At 44.3% G+C, this 16,981-nt stretch carries 15 protein-coding genes and 1 pseudogene; 14 read left to right on the top strand and 2 right to left on the bottom strand.

The features are described 5' to 3' along the window. Nucleotides 1-4 precede the first annotated feature (4 nt). The 9 genes and pseudogenes from ACUUJN_RS19550 to ACUUJN_RS19510 form a co-directional block, all read left to right on the top strand. Nucleotides 5-2,737, top strand: coding sequence for a nucleic acid/nucleotide deaminase domain-containing protein (locus tag ACUUJN_RS19550; protein ID WP_484668843.1), 2,733 nt, complete (start codon nt 5-7; stop codon nt 2,735-2,737). Between the two features lie 14 nt (nt 2,738-2,751). After that, nucleotides 2,752-3,258, top strand: coding sequence for a hypothetical protein (locus ACUUJN_RS19545; protein ID WP_484668842.1), 507 nt, complete (start codon nt 2,752-2,754; stop codon nt 3,256-3,258). A gap of 174 nt (nt 3,259-3,432) precedes the next feature. Next, a complete protein-coding gene (locus ACUUJN_RS19540) occupies nt 3,433-3,615 on the top strand; it encodes a hypothetical protein (RefSeq protein WP_484668841.1) in 183 nt (60 codons plus the stop codon). A 162-nt stretch (nt 3,616-3,777) separates the two neighbouring features. Continuing rightward, nucleotides 3,778-4,539, top strand: a complete 762-nt coding sequence (locus tag ACUUJN_RS19535) for a hypothetical protein (RefSeq protein WP_484668840.1) — start codon at nt 3,778-3,780, stop codon at nt 4,537-4,539. Between the two features lie 76 nt (nt 4,540-4,615). Beyond that, complete coding sequence (locus ACUUJN_RS19530; protein WP_484668839.1) at nt 4,616-5,062, top strand: SUKH-3 domain-containing protein; 447 nt, start codon at nt 4,616-4,618, stop codon at nt 5,060-5,062. A gap of 552 nt (nt 5,063-5,614) precedes the next feature. Then, nucleotides 5,615-5,932 carry a hypothetical protein gene (locus ACUUJN_RS19525; RefSeq protein ID WP_484668838.1) on the top strand — a complete coding sequence of 106 codons (318 nt, stop codon included), beginning with the start codon at nt 5,615-5,617 and terminating at the stop codon, nt 5,930-5,932. Nucleotides 5,933-5,962: 30 nt separating this feature from the next. Beyond that, complete coding sequence (locus tag ACUUJN_RS19520) at nt 5,963-6,247, top strand: SUKH-3 domain-containing protein (protein WP_484668837.1); 285 nt, start codon at nt 5,963-5,965, stop codon at nt 6,245-6,247. Nucleotides 6,248-6,947: 700 nt separating this feature from the next. Continuing rightward, nucleotides 6,948-7,391 (top strand): SUKH-3 domain-containing protein, encoded by a 444-nt coding sequence (locus ACUUJN_RS19515; protein WP_484668836.1) that lies wholly within the window; start codon nt 6,948-6,950, stop codon nt 7,389-7,391. A 375-nt stretch (nt 7,392-7,766) separates the two neighbouring features. Next, a pseudogene (locus ACUUJN_RS19510) lies at nt 7,767-8,381 on the top strand (DUF2167 domain-containing protein); the annotation flags it as partial. 180 nt (nt 8,382-8,561) lie between these two features. Here ACUUJN_RS19510 and ACUUJN_RS19505 read toward each other — a convergent pair. Then, on the bottom strand, nt 8,562-9,593 hold the full coding sequence (locus ACUUJN_RS19505; RefSeq protein WP_209943305.1) for a PocR ligand-binding domain-containing protein: 1,032 nt from the start codon (nt 9,591-9,593) through the stop codon (nt 8,562-8,564). 189 nt (nt 9,594-9,782) lie between these two features. Here ACUUJN_RS19505 and ACUUJN_RS19500 point away from each other — a divergent pair, with 189 nt between their 5' ends. The 4 genes from ACUUJN_RS19500 (at nt 9,783) to ACUUJN_RS19485 (ending at nt 15,176) form a co-directional block, all read left to right on the top strand. Beyond that, nucleotides 9,783-10,916 carry a glycerol dehydrogenase gene (locus tag ACUUJN_RS19500; RefSeq protein ID WP_484668835.1) on the top strand — a complete coding sequence of 378 codons (1,134 nt, stop codon included), beginning with the start codon at nt 9,783-9,785 and terminating at the stop codon, nt 10,914-10,916. Between the two features lies 1 nt (nt 10,917). Then, nucleotides 10,918-12,678 carry a dihydroxyacetone kinase subunit DhaK gene (gene dhaK / locus ACUUJN_RS19495; protein WP_076295849.1) on the top strand — a complete coding sequence of 587 codons (1,761 nt, stop codon included), beginning with the start codon at nt 10,918-10,920 and terminating at the stop codon, nt 12,676-12,678. 223 nt (nt 12,679-12,901) lie between these two features. Then, nucleotides 12,902-13,153 (top strand): hypothetical protein, encoded by a 252-nt coding sequence (locus ACUUJN_RS19490; RefSeq protein WP_025723818.1) that lies wholly within the window; start codon nt 12,902-12,904, stop codon nt 13,151-13,153. 406 nt (nt 13,154-13,559) lie between these two features. Continuing rightward, a complete protein-coding gene (locus ACUUJN_RS19485) occupies nt 13,560-15,176 on the top strand; it encodes a cellulase family glycosylhydrolase (RefSeq protein WP_023989832.1) in 1,617 nt (538 codons plus the stop codon). A gap of 322 nt (nt 15,177-15,498) precedes the next feature. Here ACUUJN_RS19485 and ACUUJN_RS19480 read toward each other — a convergent pair whose 3' ends face one another. Next, nucleotides 15,499-16,503 carry an LLM class flavin-dependent oxidoreductase gene (locus ACUUJN_RS19480; RefSeq protein ID WP_484668834.1) on the bottom strand — a complete coding sequence of 335 codons (1,005 nt, stop codon included), beginning with the start codon at nt 16,501-16,503 and terminating at the stop codon, nt 15,499-15,501. A 152-nt stretch (nt 16,504-16,655) separates the two neighbouring features. On the opposite strand from ACUUJN_RS19480, the gene ACUUJN_RS19475 reads away from it, so the two are divergent. Continuing rightward, on the top strand, nt 16,656-16,979 hold the full coding sequence (locus ACUUJN_RS19475) for a DUF3817 domain-containing protein (protein WP_053325928.1): 324 nt from the start codon (nt 16,656-16,658) through the stop codon (nt 16,977-16,979). Nucleotides 16,980-16,981 lie beyond the last annotated feature (2 nt).

Raw genomic sequence — 16,981 nt, 5'->3', positions numbered from 1 at the left:
AAACATGATAGGATATGATCAGATTCGAATAGATTCCCCCTACCCCATTCAGGTCTTAAAGGATGTTCAGATCGAGTGGAAGCCGAGTGAGCATGGGCGTATTACACTCACAGGCATTTGTAAGGAGTCGAGTCATGCCACGGCTGCGCTAGATGCGACCTCAGAGGATCAGCTACATGTGTATGCGCAGAATGGACAAGAAGAAATCAGCTTGTTTAAGGGTGTCGTCCATACGGTGGAAGTTGAGAACCATAATGGAGTATATACACTTACACTGGAAGGAATCAGTGGCTCATTTGAGCTGGATATTGTCAAAAGAAAGCGGTCTTTTCCTGAGGAAAAACAAACATATAGACAGTTAGTGCACAAGCTTGCTCAAGGCTATGAGCAAAGTGATGTCTTGTTCCAGACCGGAGAGCAGTCGGTAGGCGAAGCCATTTTACAATATGATGAAACCGACTGGGAGCTTATGAAACGGATGGCGAGCCGTTTACATACAGTGGTGGTCAGCGACATATGGGAGTCCGCAGCGCCGAAGCTGTATTTCGGCATGCCTGCTGGCACCCAACGAACGATTCGGAAGGATACGCCTTATACGGCAAGTAAAGATTTAAAGGGCTATCAGTGGGCAGGCGGAACGTCAGCCGGGCTACATGATACCGACTTTTTCAAATACGAGATCGAAAGCGGAGAACGGTATGCTCTTGGAGACGAGGTGCAATTTCGCCAGAAAACAATGATTGTAACTGAATTGCGAAGCCGCATGGAAAAGGGGCATTTGCTATTCAGTTATGTGTTGGCCCGCGCGGAGGGCATTCGCAGTGATTTCATCCCCAATCCCAAAACAATCGGGATTTCACTGGAAGGAGAGGTTCTCGCGGTTCGGGGAGAGGAAGTGAAGCTGCGGCTGACGATTGATAAGGATGATGGGGTATCCGAGCCGCATTGGTATCCATTCGCTCCCCCAACGGGAAGTGCGATGTACAGTATGCCGAAGGTGGGAACACAGGCAAGTCTGTATTTTCCAGATGCGTCTGGTTCCAGAGCAATGATTTTGGGTGCGGTTCGTACAAATGGAGACGGTTGCGCGAAAACGAGTAATCCCAATGATCGATATTTTGGTACGGAGCATGGAAGTGAGCTGAAAATGGCACCGGGTCGCATCCATATCATGGGTGATCCGGGTGGGACATTGCAGATGAGTCTGGACGATGCTACTGGGATTGAAATAACTAGTCCCAAAAAGCTAACACTAGAAGCAGAGCAGGAAATCATTCTGAATACGCCGAAGAAAATCATTATTGACGGAACCAGTCAGGTCATGGCGTACCAGACGGGAGGAAGCACGGGACTTTCGGTAGAGAACGAATACCACGTGTTGGGAGGAAATGTATGGGCGGACGGTAGCGACCGAACCGCGTACCCGCCGTTCGACGATGAGCCGAAGGAAGGGCAGCCACCTCCACCGCCGCCACCCCCTGAACCGTTTAACTGGGGCAAGCTGGGGATGAATATTTTGGGCGGTTTGGCGGTTGTCGCAGCCGTAGCCGTGGTAGCAGCCATTACGGTAGCGACGCTTGGAGCAGGTACAGTGGTCATTGCGGCGGTAGCCGGAGGAGCACTGCTGGCGGGTGGTTTGGGCGTAGCGAGTTTGGCGGCATCGGATATCGCCCGAGGGGAAGTGAGCGACTTTAGTGACTATGCCCTGACCGGCTTAAAAGAAGCGGGGATCGGGGCAGTGTCTGGAGCGATCTTTGGTCCACTCGGTGTAGGAGGAACGTTGCTGAGAAAAGCAGCGATCGGCGGTGTGACAAATGCCGCGGAAAATCTGGCGAGTCAGGTGCTAAGTGGTGAAAAGATCAACTGGGGCTCAGTAGCAAAAGACGCAGGACTAGGTTTTGTCACCGTAGGCGTACTGGATTCCAAAGTAGGCAAGGCCATCGGCGGATTCGCGGAAAAGGTAGGCAGCAAGGTTACACCGCAATGGATTAGCAAAGGTGTAGATGCAGTCGGGGCAGGCTTTGGCAAAGCTCTAACCAAGCTGGAGCAGTCCGGCAGTAAACTGGGTCAGAAGTTCAATGAGCAACTAAGTAAAATGGCAGACGGCCTCAGCCCCGGGAAGTTGGCCACAGCCAACGGAGCGCCAGTTCCGCACGTTAATAAGATGGACAGCGGACCACTTCCACAGACGGATGTGCAGAAGAATTACAACAAGGTCATGAAGGAAATGGAAGAGAGCGCGGCGAAAAAGGTTGATGGGACGGGTAAAGATGGTTCGAGTGGAATTACAGGTGTACTCAATGTTAAACAAGTTGAATATGGAAGTGATGATTTAAGTAAAGCTGCTCAGCAATTTCGTATTGACAATAATATTACAGGTGGGCAGAATGTATTAATAGCTGAAGTTGAAGTGAACGTAGCAGTCAAGAGATACCAAATTGTTAGTACACGAGAAGAAATTGTTGTAGGAGAAGAGACAATTGAAAAGATCACACATTCAGAGAAAATATTTGATGACATAATGAAGAAAGAGGGAATAAGCCCTGACCAAGTTAAACGGATTTATTCGGAAAGGGAGCCGTGTATCTTGGATGGACATAACTGCAAGCAATTGTTATCTAAAGAGTACCCGAATGCGGAAGTGACATATAGTTTTGAATATGGAGATCAAAAATCTCGGAATAAAGGAAATAAAAAACTTAAGCAGGCACTAAAACAACTATTTGGGATTAGTTAGTGAGGGAAGCAACTATGGAATATAATGTGGAGAATATTAAAAAATATTATAATGATTTCCGTATATATGACTACGATGGTCTTATTAAGCGAGGTATTATAAAGAGTGATGCCCTTTTTATGAGTGAGATAGGTGTTCCGTATAATTTTCTAGGTTTTACTTTTTTTGACTTAGAAGAATTTAAAACTTATGTTTTTTCTGATGAAACATACATTCAAGTAGGTATTTTTAGACCACATGATTATACGAGTAATGGAATTTATGTGCATTTAGGTAGTGGAAAGGTAGTGAAAGAATCAGAAAATGGTATAGTTCTTCTGAATCGTGATTTAAAAACCTTTTTCTTGTTCCATCTGATTTTTTTTCAAGAAGCTAAAAAGTATAATTTGAAAGTAGTAGAAGAATGTAATACGTATGGATCAGCGGTACGGAATAAGTTTGAGAAAATTGATCCCGAAGCAATGGAAAATAACGAAGGGTATTGGTCTATTAAGGTTGAAGAATATGAAGAAATGTGGTGATGTATAAACTCATTTACAGACCTAACAACAACATCGTACAATACAACCAACAAACCAAACACTAAACAACTTGACAAACATACTTAATAAACTTTCAAAAGCTCTTTCCCACTTGAAATATGAGTAGGACTGAGCTTTTTTCTATGCAGAGAATGAGATAAGGAGCTGAATAGAATGGCAAAACGTGAACAAGAAGTTAAACAGGTAGGACTGACTACTCAGGCACGAGCAGCATACGAGCAAATTATGGAGGGAATTCGTGGTTACTGTCAGCAAGCCAGGGAGTTGCGTAAACAAGCAGCAGAATTGCAACGCTCAGGGCGTACCAGACGGGAGGAAGCACGGGGCTTTCGGTAGAAAACGAATACCATGTGCTGGGAAGAAATGTCTGGGCGGACGGAAGCGACCGAACTGCATACCCGCCGTTTGATGATGAACCGAAGGAAGGCGAGCCACCCCCTGAGCCGTTTAATTGGGGCAAGCTGGGGATGAATATTTTGAGAGGCTTGGCTGGCAGCCGTGGACGTGGTAGCAACCATTACGGTAGCGACGCTTGGAGCGGGTACGGTGGTCATTGCGGCGGTAGCTGGAGGAGCGCTACTGGCGGGCGGCTTGGGCGTAGCGAGTTTAGCGGCATCGGATATCGCCCGAGGGGAAGTGAGCGACTTTAGTGACTATGCCCTGACCGGCTTAAAAGAAGCGGGAATCGGGGCAGTGTCTGGAGCGATCTTTGGTCCACTCGGTGTAGGAGGAACGTTGCTAAGAAAAGCAGCGATCGGCGGTGTAACAAATGCCGCGGAAAATCTTGCGAGTCAGGTGCTAAGTGGTGAAAAGATCAACTGGGGCTCAGTAGCAAAAGACGCAGGACTGGGCTTTGTCACCGTGGGCGTACTGGATTCCAAAGTAGGCAAGGCCATTGGCGGATTCGCTGAAAAAGTAGGCAGCAAAGTTACACCGCAATGGATTAGCAAAGGTGTAGATGCAGTCGGGGCAGGCTTTGGCAAAGCTGTAACCAAACTGGAGCAGACCGGCAGTAAACTGGGTCAGAAGTTCAATGAGCAACTGAGTAAAATGGGAGACGGCCTCAGCCCCGGGAAGTTGGCCACAGCCAACGGAGCGCCAGTTCCGCACGTTAATAAGATGGACAGCAGACCACTTCCACAGACGGATATGCAGAAGAATTACAACAAGGTCATGAAGGAAATGGAAGAGAGTGCGGCCAAAAAGGTTGATGGGACTGGTGATGCTAGCAGACAAAAGCTACTACAAACCGCCATGTAGAAACTGTCAGAAGACATTTTTCGATTTTATTAATGACTTTCATGAATAGTATTTTTGAATAAATAGGAGGCTGCTTATGTGGAACTTATCAGATGAAACGAGAGAAATACTGCTACAAGCAGGATGGAATCCAAATAATAAGGTTGATTTAACCGAGACAGTAAAATTTTTAGAGGCAATGGGGTATCAAGTATTTAATCCAGTTATTGAAGCATTAAGTCTATTTGGTGGAGTTGAATATAAATTTAAGCATCCGGATGGAAGTTTGGAAACCTTTCATTTTAGCCCTGAAGAAGCTGTTGGGGATTACTATGAAAAAGAAGACTTTGAGGAATTTGAGGCGCGAGTGAAAGAGCCACTTGTTGTAGTTGGAGAGGCATACCGTGGGAATTTAATAATGTTTATCTCGAAATCAGGGAAGGTCTTTGGAAAAAACGGGTATTCATTATTTAAGTTCGGAGATAACATTTTGGAGGCGCTAGACACTCTTTGTTTATCTAGGAAACCGGAAGAAATAGAATAATAAAGATCAGTCATCTATGAAAGACTTTGGCAGCACGAGAAAAGGTTATTCGGTGCTCAATGAACCGCTTAACCTTATGTTGTTTACAACATAACCCAATTAATCACGAATTTAGATATACGCACAGAAAAGCTGAAAAAAAGTATACCCTATTTTACGCTATAGCGTTACGTTGGACAGGTCATATGGTCAGATACAACCATGATTGGCCTGTTTTTTGTTATGTTCGCTTTGTTGCAGTTTATTAAATAAAACTGCAACAATATATACAGGAGTAGGCTGATAGTAAATTTGGTCAGTAATTTAAATGGCAAACGGGGCTTCTGTTCCATCGGTTCCACACGTTAATGATATGCACAGGACCACGCGCACAGACGGATGTGCAGAAGACTTATACAAGGTCATAAATTATAAATTTTGCAAGGAGAAGCGAATGAGCTTGCTAAAAAAATCTTGTCAAAGTTCATATAGATTCAAAGTAAGGCTCTAAAGAAAGCAATGGAAATAAATTCGATTGTTCAGTTGTTGCTCTTGATAGAAGAATAGGCAGCAATGATATTAGATTTAGTGGGAAATCGGGGCAGAAAGGCTGAGGAAAGAAATTCCTGTGCTAACCTACTACGTAAGATAGATAAGAACTGCGCTGAGTTTAATACAGCCAATCATCTGATGGTAAAGGGATCAAATCTAGAGGATTTGCATATTTCAACATTTTCTAATAAGGTTTCAGGTAAGAAAGGTGTAGAAAGCCTATATAAATTTAAACCGCCTTGCGATAATTGTGGAGAGTTGTATGAACCAAGATCAAGAATAGTGCCGTTTGAAGGCACTATGGATGATTTATTTGAATTGTATTTTGGGGAAAAATAAATAGGGGAAAAATAAATAATGGAGGGAAACATGTTTAAGAGCGAAAAGATTAAAAATTACTTCAAGGAAAATGGTTGGTATGAAGGAAGGAAAATTGATATATCACTTTATAAGGACATGTATCAAAAGTACAATATTACGCCAAATCCCTTAGCATTAAATATATTGGGGGAATTTGGAGGTATAAATTTGAAATTACCATCCAAAGGCTCGAATTATTATACATCTTTAATACTTGATCCAAGTGAAGGCGAGGTAACATTCGAAGAGTTAAAAGAATTCGAAGAGTTAAAAGAATTTGAAGAAATAAGTTGACACCTTTAGGTTTCTTTCCTAGAAGTACACTCGATATTTATATTTCAGACTCAGATAAATTTTATTTTGCTGGTTCATATGAATTTATGTATATTGTTTTTATAGGTTTCGATTTTTATGAAATGTTAGAAGTTTATTTTAACAAGGAATATCTAGACCAAGATAAATTCCCTAATTTATTTCCTGAGGATTAATTTATAGTACTGTAGATCAAATATAAAATAGCCTACGTACTACCACGAAAGTAGAATATACTGAATTAATACGATTAATAAAAGCTAATAACTTAGCCACAGACTTACTCCACTCGAAATTTGAGTTGAGGTAAGTCTTTTTTTGCAAACCGTATCAAAAGCTAGAAGTAGCAGAGAAATAATCGATTACAATTTAGTAGCGAAAGTTGCGAAAATGGATAAAGGCATACTTTCATAGACTGAGGCTTTTAGAGTGTTGCTGCGAGAGTTGTCAGTAAATATACAGTATAAACAAAACTTGTAGTTAGACAAGGCGCATAGTACAAAATTAATAATATTTATTTCTAATTATAGTGTTTTATGTAGGGAAAATGAATATTCATTTTATGAGTTCGGAGATAACATTTATTAAGCACTAGATACTTAAAAAATGCAAGGAAACATTCAAGGACTTTATGGTTGATAATGGTAATTTAAATGATAAATAAACTGAGTGAGGTTAACATATGACTTTTTCACAAAGAACTATTGTTATTTTAAAGGATGCTGGTTGGTATCCCGAAAGAAAAGTAGAGATCAGCTCAACAATAAACTTTTTAGAAAAAAAAGGATTTGAAGTATTTAATCCTGCTAAAGAGGCATTTGAACATTTCGGAGGACTAGAGTATTCAGTGCCTAGTGACGAATCAGATGACTTTCAGATAGGTCCTGAATTTTTAAGGGAAGGAATTGAAAGGAAACACTATAGCAGGCATGAAACGATAATTGGAGAAGAGCTAGTTGTGATCGGATTGGCATATGACGATAATGCAACTATGTTTATGTCTAAGACTGGGAAAGTATACGGTATCATGGACGATTATTATATTTGGAAATTTGGCAATAATATATATGAAGCTATGAATAATTTATGTGAGAGTAAAGAGCTAAAGGTAATTAGTGAGGAATAAAGCTAAGTGTTTAACAAAGTCAACTAAGCAACAAATAACTTCAGTTTTAATAAACTTTTAAAGCTTATTCCGTTATGAATCAATGAAGGAATAAGCTTTTTTTCTGTATGCCCAAAATAAAAGTGGAGAGCAACTACATGGAGAAGAAATGGCGATAGTAGAAGTAATTGTGCTCAATCTCAAGTAGCTGGACAGCAGACCTTTTTAGATTTCATTAACGATTTACAATAAACATATGGTTAAATTTACCGACTTTTCCCTTGTGCGGCTAACTTTTTAAGGGAATTTGGAGGGATAAAGTATAGCTTTAATCGACTTAATGGAGCTAAAGACTCATTTCATACAATTACAGAGGAAACTTATGGGGATTACTATGAAAAAGAAGACATCGATGCGGATGCCATTCTAGATAATTATAAAGAGGGTACGGAAGAGAGTAACAAGGAAAAAGCGGAAAGTGATCGCCTGTATGTTACGGGTTGGGATGTGGAGCCTTTTTATAATGAAGCGACCCATAATCTAACCTGGTCTATGCTGGCGGAGGATGGGAACAAGGAAAAGCTGATCAATTATAATGTTCGCTTGCTCACTCGTCAGGGTTATATCTCTGCAATATTAGTGTCCGATCCTGCGCATTTGGACGCAGATAAGAAGTTTTTGAATGAGAACATATTACCCAAGCTGACAGTCAAATCAGGTGAGCGGTACGAGGATTTTAATGCTTCAACGGACAAAATTTCCGAATACGGCCTGACCGGATTGATTTTGGGAGGAGCAGGCTTGGCAGTAGCTAAAAAGGTAGGCTTGTTGGCATTACTCATTGCTTTTTTTAAGGGCGCAGGAATTAAGGTTATCATACTTATTGGTGCTGCTTGTGCAGGTATGTTTGGTGTAATAGGCAAGTTTTTCGCCAAATTATTTCGCAAGAAAAAATCGGAATCCGTGCACAATGAAACGAACGTTCAGGATCAGTCAGAAACACTACAGTAAAGATAAAAAAACAATCCAACATAAAATTGCTGATAAAAAGGGTATGGTGATTGAGCGCAAATCACCATCTCTTGCAGCTTGAGAAGCACACCAGGACATAAGTAGCTGAGCAGAACTAATTTACATGAACAGATGATCATGGTGACCTTAGACCCGTGAATCATCTGTTTTTCGTTTATTTTATCCCTTGTAATACTTTCGGTACACCGCGGGCGTTGTGCCTTCATACTTTTTGAATATTTTAATGAAATACCCTGGCTCATTGAAGCCGAGCTCGCTACTGATCTGAGATACAGGAATATCTGTAGCTTCAAGCAATTGCTTCGCCCATTTAATCTTCAGGCGGGAAAGATAGCTGGAAAAGTTCTCCCCCGTTTCCTTGGCAAACAGCCGACTAAAATAGCTTGGGCTAATGTGGCACAAGTCAGCCATGGCTTTGAGAGAAAAAGTTTCACCCTTGTGCTGAAAAATATATTCAAAGGCGGGTTTTAGTACGGGATTTCCGCACGGAATATTCACATCTCCTGAGGAATTCAGATAGGCATCTGCTAAGAAATTATTCATTTCTTTCTTAAGGCTTTCGATATGCTCCAGCGAGTAGCCAGGAAGGATCTCGGACAACTGCAGAGTGGACTGTGTGGCCGACGCCTTCTCGAACATTTCTGCGAGAAGATTTTTGTTCATGGCTTCTTCAACAATATAATTACACAATAAGGATAACATGTTGGAGATCGTCTGAATTTCCTGATAGGTCATGGATGGCAGATCGGCGTAGTCGTTCTTAAGTTCCTCCCATTTGGAACTGTACAGTTTTTCATTTTTTGACGTGAGGATTTGCTCCAGCTGTAAGGCGCTCGAAGGATCGGCTAAGCGGACCTGACCTGCCATGACGGCGCCGATGTACTTATCGTCAATAATGATCGGTACCGCGATGTCGACGATGTCATAATGACAGAGATAAATATAAGGTTTGTTGGAACGCACCGCTTCAAGTCCACCGCGAGAGTCACATTTTTGGCAGTAGGGAAGGAGACTCTCATCCTGGCGAACCTTCTTGCAGAACGATTGGCATTGGCTGTGGCTAGTTACGGGATTCCCTTTATAATCGACGGTGAGAATGGCTAATTTGGTAACGGATGCTAATGAATCCTGCAACTGCTCCCACTTTTTCAAATCAAAGATTTTCTGGATGCTCAAATGTTCACGTATCAAGATTCTCATCCCTTAATGGTAAATTATCCTGTAAGCGATAACAAAAAAGTACAATTTGTGATCTTCAGTGCAAAAAAATACGATTGTAGATTATAATATATTCCTTGATTCCTCCAATGTAAAGTTTACATGGTTCGGTTATAGTTTTAATCAGAACGAAGCCAACACAATCATAAGGAGGAATTATAGATGAGAAAAGCTTTTATCAGCCCAAGCAAATATGTACAAGGTGAAAACGAATTGTTGAATTTGGGTTACTATGTGAGCACCTTCGGCAAATCCGCTTTACTGATTGCGCATCCTGCCGATGTGGCGCGGGTAAAAGATAAGCTTGATTCCACTTTGGATAAATATAACGTGACCTTTATTGAAAGCGGTTTTATGGGTGAGTGTTCCAGACAGGAAGTGTCTAGACTTCAGGAAATTGCTACTGCGAATGGATGCGATTGTATCGTAGGTCTCGGCGGTGGGAAAGCGATCGACGCGGCGAAATGCGTGGCCCAAGGGGAAGCGCTTATCATCTGTCCGACGATTGCTGCGACGGATGCACCGACAAGTCACTCGGCCGTTCTTTACACCCCGGAAGGTGCTTTCGACGATTACGCCTATTTTAAGCAAAGTCCGAATGTCGTATTAGTCGACACCACCGTAATCTCTAATGCACCAACCCGATTTCTCGTATCAGGCATGGGTGATGCACTGTCGACTTACTTTGAAGCCCGTGCGACCTCCCGTTCTTACTCCAGGGTCAATGCCGGACTGCCTAACGGAGTACGCGAAGGACAGTGTGCGCCAGCAGTAGGTACAAATGCGGCGATTGCACTTGCAACGCTATGTTATGAAATGCTGTTGAAAGACGGTACCAAAGCAAAAGCGGCATGTGATGAAAACCAAGTTACGCAAGCACTCGAAAATATCATTGAAACTAATATTTTACTCTCAGGCCTCGGATTCGAGAGCGGCGGACTTGCGGCGGCCCATGCGATTCATGATGGACTCACGATTTTGGAAGGCACGCATCATTATTATCATGGAGAGAAAGTTGCATTCGGCACGATCGCACAGCTGGTGCTCGAAAACGCACCGACGGAAGAATTACATCAGGTACTTGATTTCTGTTTAGCCGTCGGTTTACCGGTCTGCTTGGCCGATATTGGCGTCGATCATATCAGCCAGGAAGAACTCATGGAAGTAGCTGTAAAGGCCTGCATTCTGGAGGAATCGATTCATTCCATGCCGTTTCCGGTCACAGTGGAGCAGGTTGCAGCGGCAATCGCTGCGGCCGACCGTATCGGGAGCCAGTACAAAGCGGAGGTAAAGTAGCATGAAAAAGGTCATCAACCGTGCGGAAAATTTGGTCCTTGAGATGTGCAGCGGTATTGCGCTCGCGCATCCCGAGCTGGAATTTCTGCCAAAATACAAAGTGCTCAAAAAAAAGGAATTGAACGCGGAGAAAGTAACGCTCATCAGCGGCGGTGGCAGTGGTCATGAGCCCGCCCACGCCGGCTTTGTTGGAAAAGGGATGCTCGATGCCGCGGTCTGCGGTGATGTCTTCGCCTCTCCCTCACAAATTCAAGTATATCAGGCCATCCGAGCGACAACCGGGAAAAAAGGTGCGCTGCTGATTATTAAAAATTACAGCGGCGATATTATGAACTTTAGAAACGGCGCCCATCTGGCCACTGAAGACGGTCTGGAAGTGGACTATGTAAAGGTTGAAGACGACATCGCTGTAGAAGACAGCCTATATACGGTCGGACGGCGCGGGGTGGCGGGAACGGTACTCGTCCATAAGATCGCGGGTGCAGCGGCGGAAGAGGGCCGGAGTCTGGCGGAAGTTAAAGCAGTGGCCGAGAAAGCCGCTGCGAATGTACGCAGTATCGGATTCGCATTGACTTCGTGTACCGTGCCGGCGAAGGGCACGCCAACATTAGAGCTCGGGCATGATGAAATCGAGTACGGCGTCGGCATTCACGGCGAGCCTGGGACCAGCCGTGAGAAGCTGACGGATGCGGATACGTTGGCAGGCAGAATGGTAACCGATCTCCTTCGAGACATGCAGATTGAAACTGGATTCAGCGGAGAAATCGCCCTGTTGATCAATGGTTTCGGCGGTACGCCTCTGCAAGAACTGTACCTCTTCAACCATTCGGTCACTCGCGAACTAGCAGCGAAGGGGATTAAGATTGATCGCACTTTTGTCAACAATTATATGACGAGTATCGATATGGCAGGCATCTCGGTTTCCATCATGAAGCTGGACAACGAACTGAAAACGCTCCTTTCCCATGAAAGCAACGCACCTGCGTTCAAGGTGGCTGGACCTGTTGATCATGTCGTATTCACGGATATTTCAACTGTAGCAGACGAAAAGCGGCAAGTACCCTTTGAGGTGGAAACGGACCCTGCCTTCGCGGTTATTGAGAACAACAAAGTTACGTTGAACAATCTTATCTATTTAGTCGATAAGATGAGCGAGGTTATCATCAAGAATGAGGTACCTTTCTGCGATCTTGACTCTCATGCAGGCGACGGCGACTTTGGCATGAGCGTTGCTAAGGGATTTCGTCAGCTGAAACGGGAATGGAGAGACATCCTGAATCAAGATTCTTTGACGATGGGAGCCTTTCTTCATTCATGCTCGCTCGTCATCATGGAATATTGCGGTGGCGCTTCGGGTCCGATCTGGGGTTCAGCATTTCGCGCAGCGGCACGATCTGCGGGCGAACGAACCGAACTCACCGTTTCCGAATTCGCGGATATGATGCAGGCTGCGGTGCAAGGCATACAATCGACAGGCGAACGTTCTTTCGGCAGAGGAGCCGTCGTTGGCGATAAAACGCTTATAGATGCATTAGTGCCATGTGCGGATAGCTGGTTGGAGAGCGTAAAATTAGATTTTGATGTGAAGGCAGCCTTTGTAAGTGGTGCTCAAGCCGCTGTATCAGGGGCCAAAAAGACGGAAGACATCGTGGCGCGCATGGGTCGTGCCGGAACGGTCGGAGAGAGAAGCCTCGGTTATCCAGATGCGGGGGCTTATGCGCTTGGGGTGATATTTACGGAGCTCGCTGAGTGTTTGAAATGATTCTCTATATATCCAAAATTACTGTCGCGAACACTTCATTTAGATATCCATTCTGTAACACTCGCTAATTCTTAAAAATTCAAGGTTTGTTCATTGCAATTGATGTGCATTAGGTTTATAATTTCAGACGGATTCAAAGGGCTTATCCCGGAATCCATGGGAGTTCATCCCATCTGAGCTAGCTTACTGCATGCTCAAATATGAATTAAGCGAGGGATTTACAATGAAAACCTGCTGCACCATCCAAGTTGACGAAGACAGTTTAGTTATTGATTTGCCAGAAGAAGGAACCACGCTAGAGTCCCTGCTCGGTGATATTGAGAGCTGTGGAGGTAGTGAAGAACCTTGGCTGCAACTTATAGACAAGGTAATAGGTAACTCATCTGAGACTGTACTGACAGATCAAGCGACGGATGGCGGCGATATGAAGGAAGATCAGACGACCAAAGAACCTCAAGCAACCGCTCAGGGGTAATAGGGAGATCATACGTTAAGACGATATTTGTAACATTATTCGATCACATATAAGATCATCTATAAGACTGCTATACCGAGCTAAAGCATCGGGAAGCAGTCTTTTTTTATTAAACAACTAAAATTCTCCAAATTTTTCAATTGGCAAATGAGTCTTTTGTCCCTTTAGTACTCCATAGTAGCCAACTAAGCAGAACTCATCCCAAAACCGTGACTTCCTGTTCATTTTCTATCATAAAGTCGAAATGTAACATGAAACTAACTATAATAGTAGTATCATCCATATACAGGTAAGTGACATCTATGTTTGGACCTGATCCTCTTGTTGTATGAAGGAGGGGGCAAAAGAGCGGAGAACAACGTACTGATAAGTCTCATCTACTTTTTAAAAAGGAAGGAATGTGTAAATGATGAATGGGCAATGGATCCTGCCAAGGATCGCAAAAAGAGTAGCGGTGATGCTAACAGCAGTATTACTGTTAACGTTAACGAACGGATTCAACTGGAATACGCAAACAGCAGAGGCTGCTGGGACGACCCCTGTGGAACGTTACGGACAACTTTCAGTAAAGAATGGTAAACTGGTGGATAAAAACGGTAAACCTGTACAACTCAAAGGTATTAGCTCTCACGGCGTCCAATGGTTTGGGGATCTGGTAAATCAGGACTCTATGAAATGGCTACGGGACGATTGGGGCATTTCCGTATTCCGGGTTGCACTGTACACTGAAGAAGATGGTTATATCGCCAATCCTTCTTTGAAAAATAAAGTGAAGGAAGCGATTGAGGCAGCACAGAAACTGGGCTTGTACGTCATTATTGACTGGCACATTCTCTCAGATGGCGATCCGAACATTCATAAAAATGAAGCCAAAGCTTTCTTTAATGAATTTTCGACTCAGTACGGCCATTTGCCTAATGTAATCTATGAGCTTGCCAATGAGCCGAATGGGAATGTGAACTGGAACAATCAAATCCGACCTTATGCGTCTGAGGTATCTCAGGTTATTCGTGCTAAGGACCCGGACAATATTATTATTGTAGGAACAGGCACATGGAGTCAGGATGTACATGATGCAGCAGACCATCCACTTCCAGACAAGAATACAATGTATACCGTACATTTCTATGCGGGTACGCATGGACAGTACTTGCGCGATCGGGTCGATTATGCGCTGAACAAAGGCGTGGGCATATTTGCTACCGAGTGGGGTACAAGCGATGCTTCGGGTAACGGTGGTCCGTTCCTGAATGAATCCAAAGTATGGACTGATTTTCTGGCAAGCCGTGGAATCAGTTGGGCTAACTGGTCGCTGGCAGATAAAAATGAGACCTCTGCTGCGCTGTTGCCTGGTGCTGACCGTAAGGGCGGATGGCCTGATTCACAATTGTCCGCTTCCGGCAAATTCGTAAAACAGGCGATTCTGGAAGGCTCCAGCAACAATGGTGGAGGCGGAAACAACGGTGGGAATAACGGCGGAGATGGCGGCAACACTGGCGGTAATAACGGTGGTGGCAACAACGGCGGCGATAACGGTAACGGAGGAAGTACACCAGGCAGTAACGATCAAGGGATTGTGCTTCAGTATCGCACCGGTGACACGAACGCCAAGGATAACGCAATCCGTCCTGAATTTAATATCAAAAATACAGGGAAAACAGCTGTGAAGTTGAGTGATCTAAAAATTCGCTACTATTACACAGATGAAAGCAAACAAGCTCAGCAGTTTTTTGTAGACTGGGCCAGGATTGGCAATGAAAAGGTAAAAGCAACATTTGTAACATTGCCGAATCCAAAGGCTAAGGCTGATAAATATATGGAGATCTCTTTCACAGATGGAGCGGGAACGATTCAGCCCGGAGGGGAAAGCGGAGAAATTCAACCCCGGATTCATGCTGCAAATTGGAGCAATTTTGATGAGACCAACGATTACTCCTATGGTGCTACCCAAACAGCATTCGCAGACTGGGACCATGGCACTGTATATCAGCAGGGTAAGCTGGTTTGGGGGATAGAGCCTTAGAATTTAATCGTTACTAACTTTATCGGAACGAGTAAAGATATGGGACTTTTGGGTGGAAGATTTCCCAGGTTTGGAGTATAGAATATGCGCCTTTGGTATATGAGGACTGGAACTTTAGAAGGTAACGACTAACACTTTAGTTTCGGTATATATACTACCAAAGTACCAGACGATGTTCGACTTTTGTGGTGCTTGAATTACTTCCATAGTGCAGAGTGGGTGGTTCCAATGAACCCCTCTCATACGACAAACCCCCGCTGTTGCCATTATAGGCAGGCGGGGGTTTTTATGTTTCTGAAGCTCAGCCTCCGTTCAACTGTGTCTATACCAAATCAAAAGCTTTGGCCAGCAGACGGTAGGACTGAACACGTTTATCAAAGTCATGTATGGATGAAACGATCAGCAACTCATCGGTACGATACTGCTCAGCCAGTCTTAGCAGCTGTTCCTTACACTGTTCAGGGGTACCAACAACACGCCATGCTGCGGATTGACGCAGCCGCTCACGATCCAACTCCGTGTACGGATAGGACATTGCTGTTTTCACTGACGGAAGAGAACTCATTTCTTTACCTTGCATGAGCAAAAGGAAATACAAACTAGCACTGGACGCCAGCTGCTCAGCTTCCTCTTCGGTTTCCGCGCAGGCCACCGTAACTGCCGCCATGGAATGGGGCTTATCACCCAGGATCGAAGGCTGGAATTGCTCGTGGTAACGTGCGGTAGCTTCTACACCACCTGGAGTCCCAAAAAATTGGGCAAAGGCATAGGAGGCACCCATCATCGCAGCCAATCTAGCGCTTTCTCCACTGGAGCCGAGCAACCATAATTCAGGGACGGTCGATATCATCGGGGAGGCATGAAGACCGGCAAATCGATGATTGTCAGGCACCGAATCATGAAAGTAGTCGATTAAATCGAGAATCTGCTGTGGATATTGTTCGACAGATTGGTACTTGCCTTCCTGCAGGGCACGAGTAGCCAGCGGTAAACTACCGGGAGCACGCCCTATTCCCAGGTCGATGCGTCCTGGATGGAGTGCCTCCAGCAAGCGGAAGTTTTCGGCGACTTTATACGCGCTGTAGTGTGGCAGCATAATACCGCCTGAACCCACACGAATGTGTGATGTGTGAGCAGCCAAATGCGCAATCAGCACCTCAGGGCTGGAGTGCGCTAGTGTTTTGGACGCATGATGTTCGGATACCCAATAACGGCTATATCCCAGTTGATCAGCTTCACGCGCTAAATCTGTTGTATTGGATAATGCATCCTGAGCAGTACCGCCTTCAGGAATATGAGACTGGTCCAGTATACCCAGTTTAAGCATTTATAATCACCTCTTACACAACTGTATCAGACACAACTCATTAGGTCAAAATTCAAAAATGGATAGGTTGGAGTTTGGGGACCTTTTCGTTATAATAAAGGATGTGTAAAGGATGAGAGAACATCCTTGCTTATGGAGAGGGGATTGAATTTGTGTTAAGAACACCTTTGGGGCGTGTCCGACTCATGCTTTGGCTTCAAGCTATAGCTTATTTGGCGATACTATTCACCCACCAGCCGCTGCAAGCTGCGGGCATGACTCAGGCGGTTATGGTGATTGGTAACATATACCGGGTGAGCTTTTTGTTGCTCCTCGTTGCTTTAATCTATGGAAAAACAGCACTGCACTGGTCTATACGGCGGCCTCTTTTTATTATGTTTGCCTCCTTCATCCCGTTTGGTCTGATGATTATGGATTTTGTTTGGGTGCGAAAATGGACAGGGGATTCGGCAGCAGAACAGCGAGCTGCATCGTAATC

This window comes from Paenibacillus sp. LRG-1 (assembly GCF_057220305.1).
This window is presented reverse-complemented; position numbering and strand designations above follow the sequence as displayed.

Coding starts and splice junctions, on each gene's coding strand:
- ACUUJN_RS19550 (WP_484668843.1), top strand. CDS start 5: ATGATAGGATATGATCAGATTCGAATAGATTCCCCCTACCCCATTCAG.
- ACUUJN_RS19545 (WP_484668842.1), top strand. CDS start 2,752: ATGGAATATAATGTGGAGAATATTAAAAAATATTATAATGATTTCCGT.
- ACUUJN_RS19540 (WP_484668841.1), top strand. CDS start 3,433: ATGGCAAAACGTGAACAAGAAGTTAAACAGGTAGGACTGACTACTCAG.
- ACUUJN_RS19530 (WP_484668839.1), top strand. CDS start 4,616: ATGTGGAACTTATCAGATGAAACGAGAGAAATACTGCTACAAGCAGGA.
- ACUUJN_RS19525 (WP_484668838.1), top strand. CDS start 5,615: ATGATATTAGATTTAGTGGGAAATCGGGGCAGAAAGGCTGAGGAAAGA.
- ACUUJN_RS19520 (WP_484668837.1), top strand. CDS start 5,963: ATGTTTAAGAGCGAAAAGATTAAAAATTACTTCAAGGAAAATGGTTGG.
- ACUUJN_RS19515 (WP_484668836.1), top strand. CDS start 6,948: ATGACTTTTTCACAAAGAACTATTGTTATTTTAAAGGATGCTGGTTGG.
- ACUUJN_RS19500 (WP_484668835.1), top strand. CDS start 9,783: ATGAGAAAAGCTTTTATCAGCCCAAGCAAATATGTACAAGGTGAAAAC.
- dhaK (WP_076295849.1), top strand. CDS start 10,918: ATGAAAAAGGTCATCAACCGTGCGGAAAATTTGGTCCTTGAGATGTGC.
- ACUUJN_RS19490 (WP_025723818.1), top strand. CDS start 12,902: ATGAAAACCTGCTGCACCATCCAAGTTGACGAAGACAGTTTAGTTATT.
- ACUUJN_RS19485 (WP_023989832.1), top strand. CDS start 13,560: ATGATGAATGGGCAATGGATCCTGCCAAGGATCGCAAAAAGAGTAGCG.
- ACUUJN_RS19480 (WP_484668834.1), bottom strand. CDS start 16,503: ATGCTTAAACTGGGTATACTGGACCAGTCTCATATTCCTGAAGGCGGT.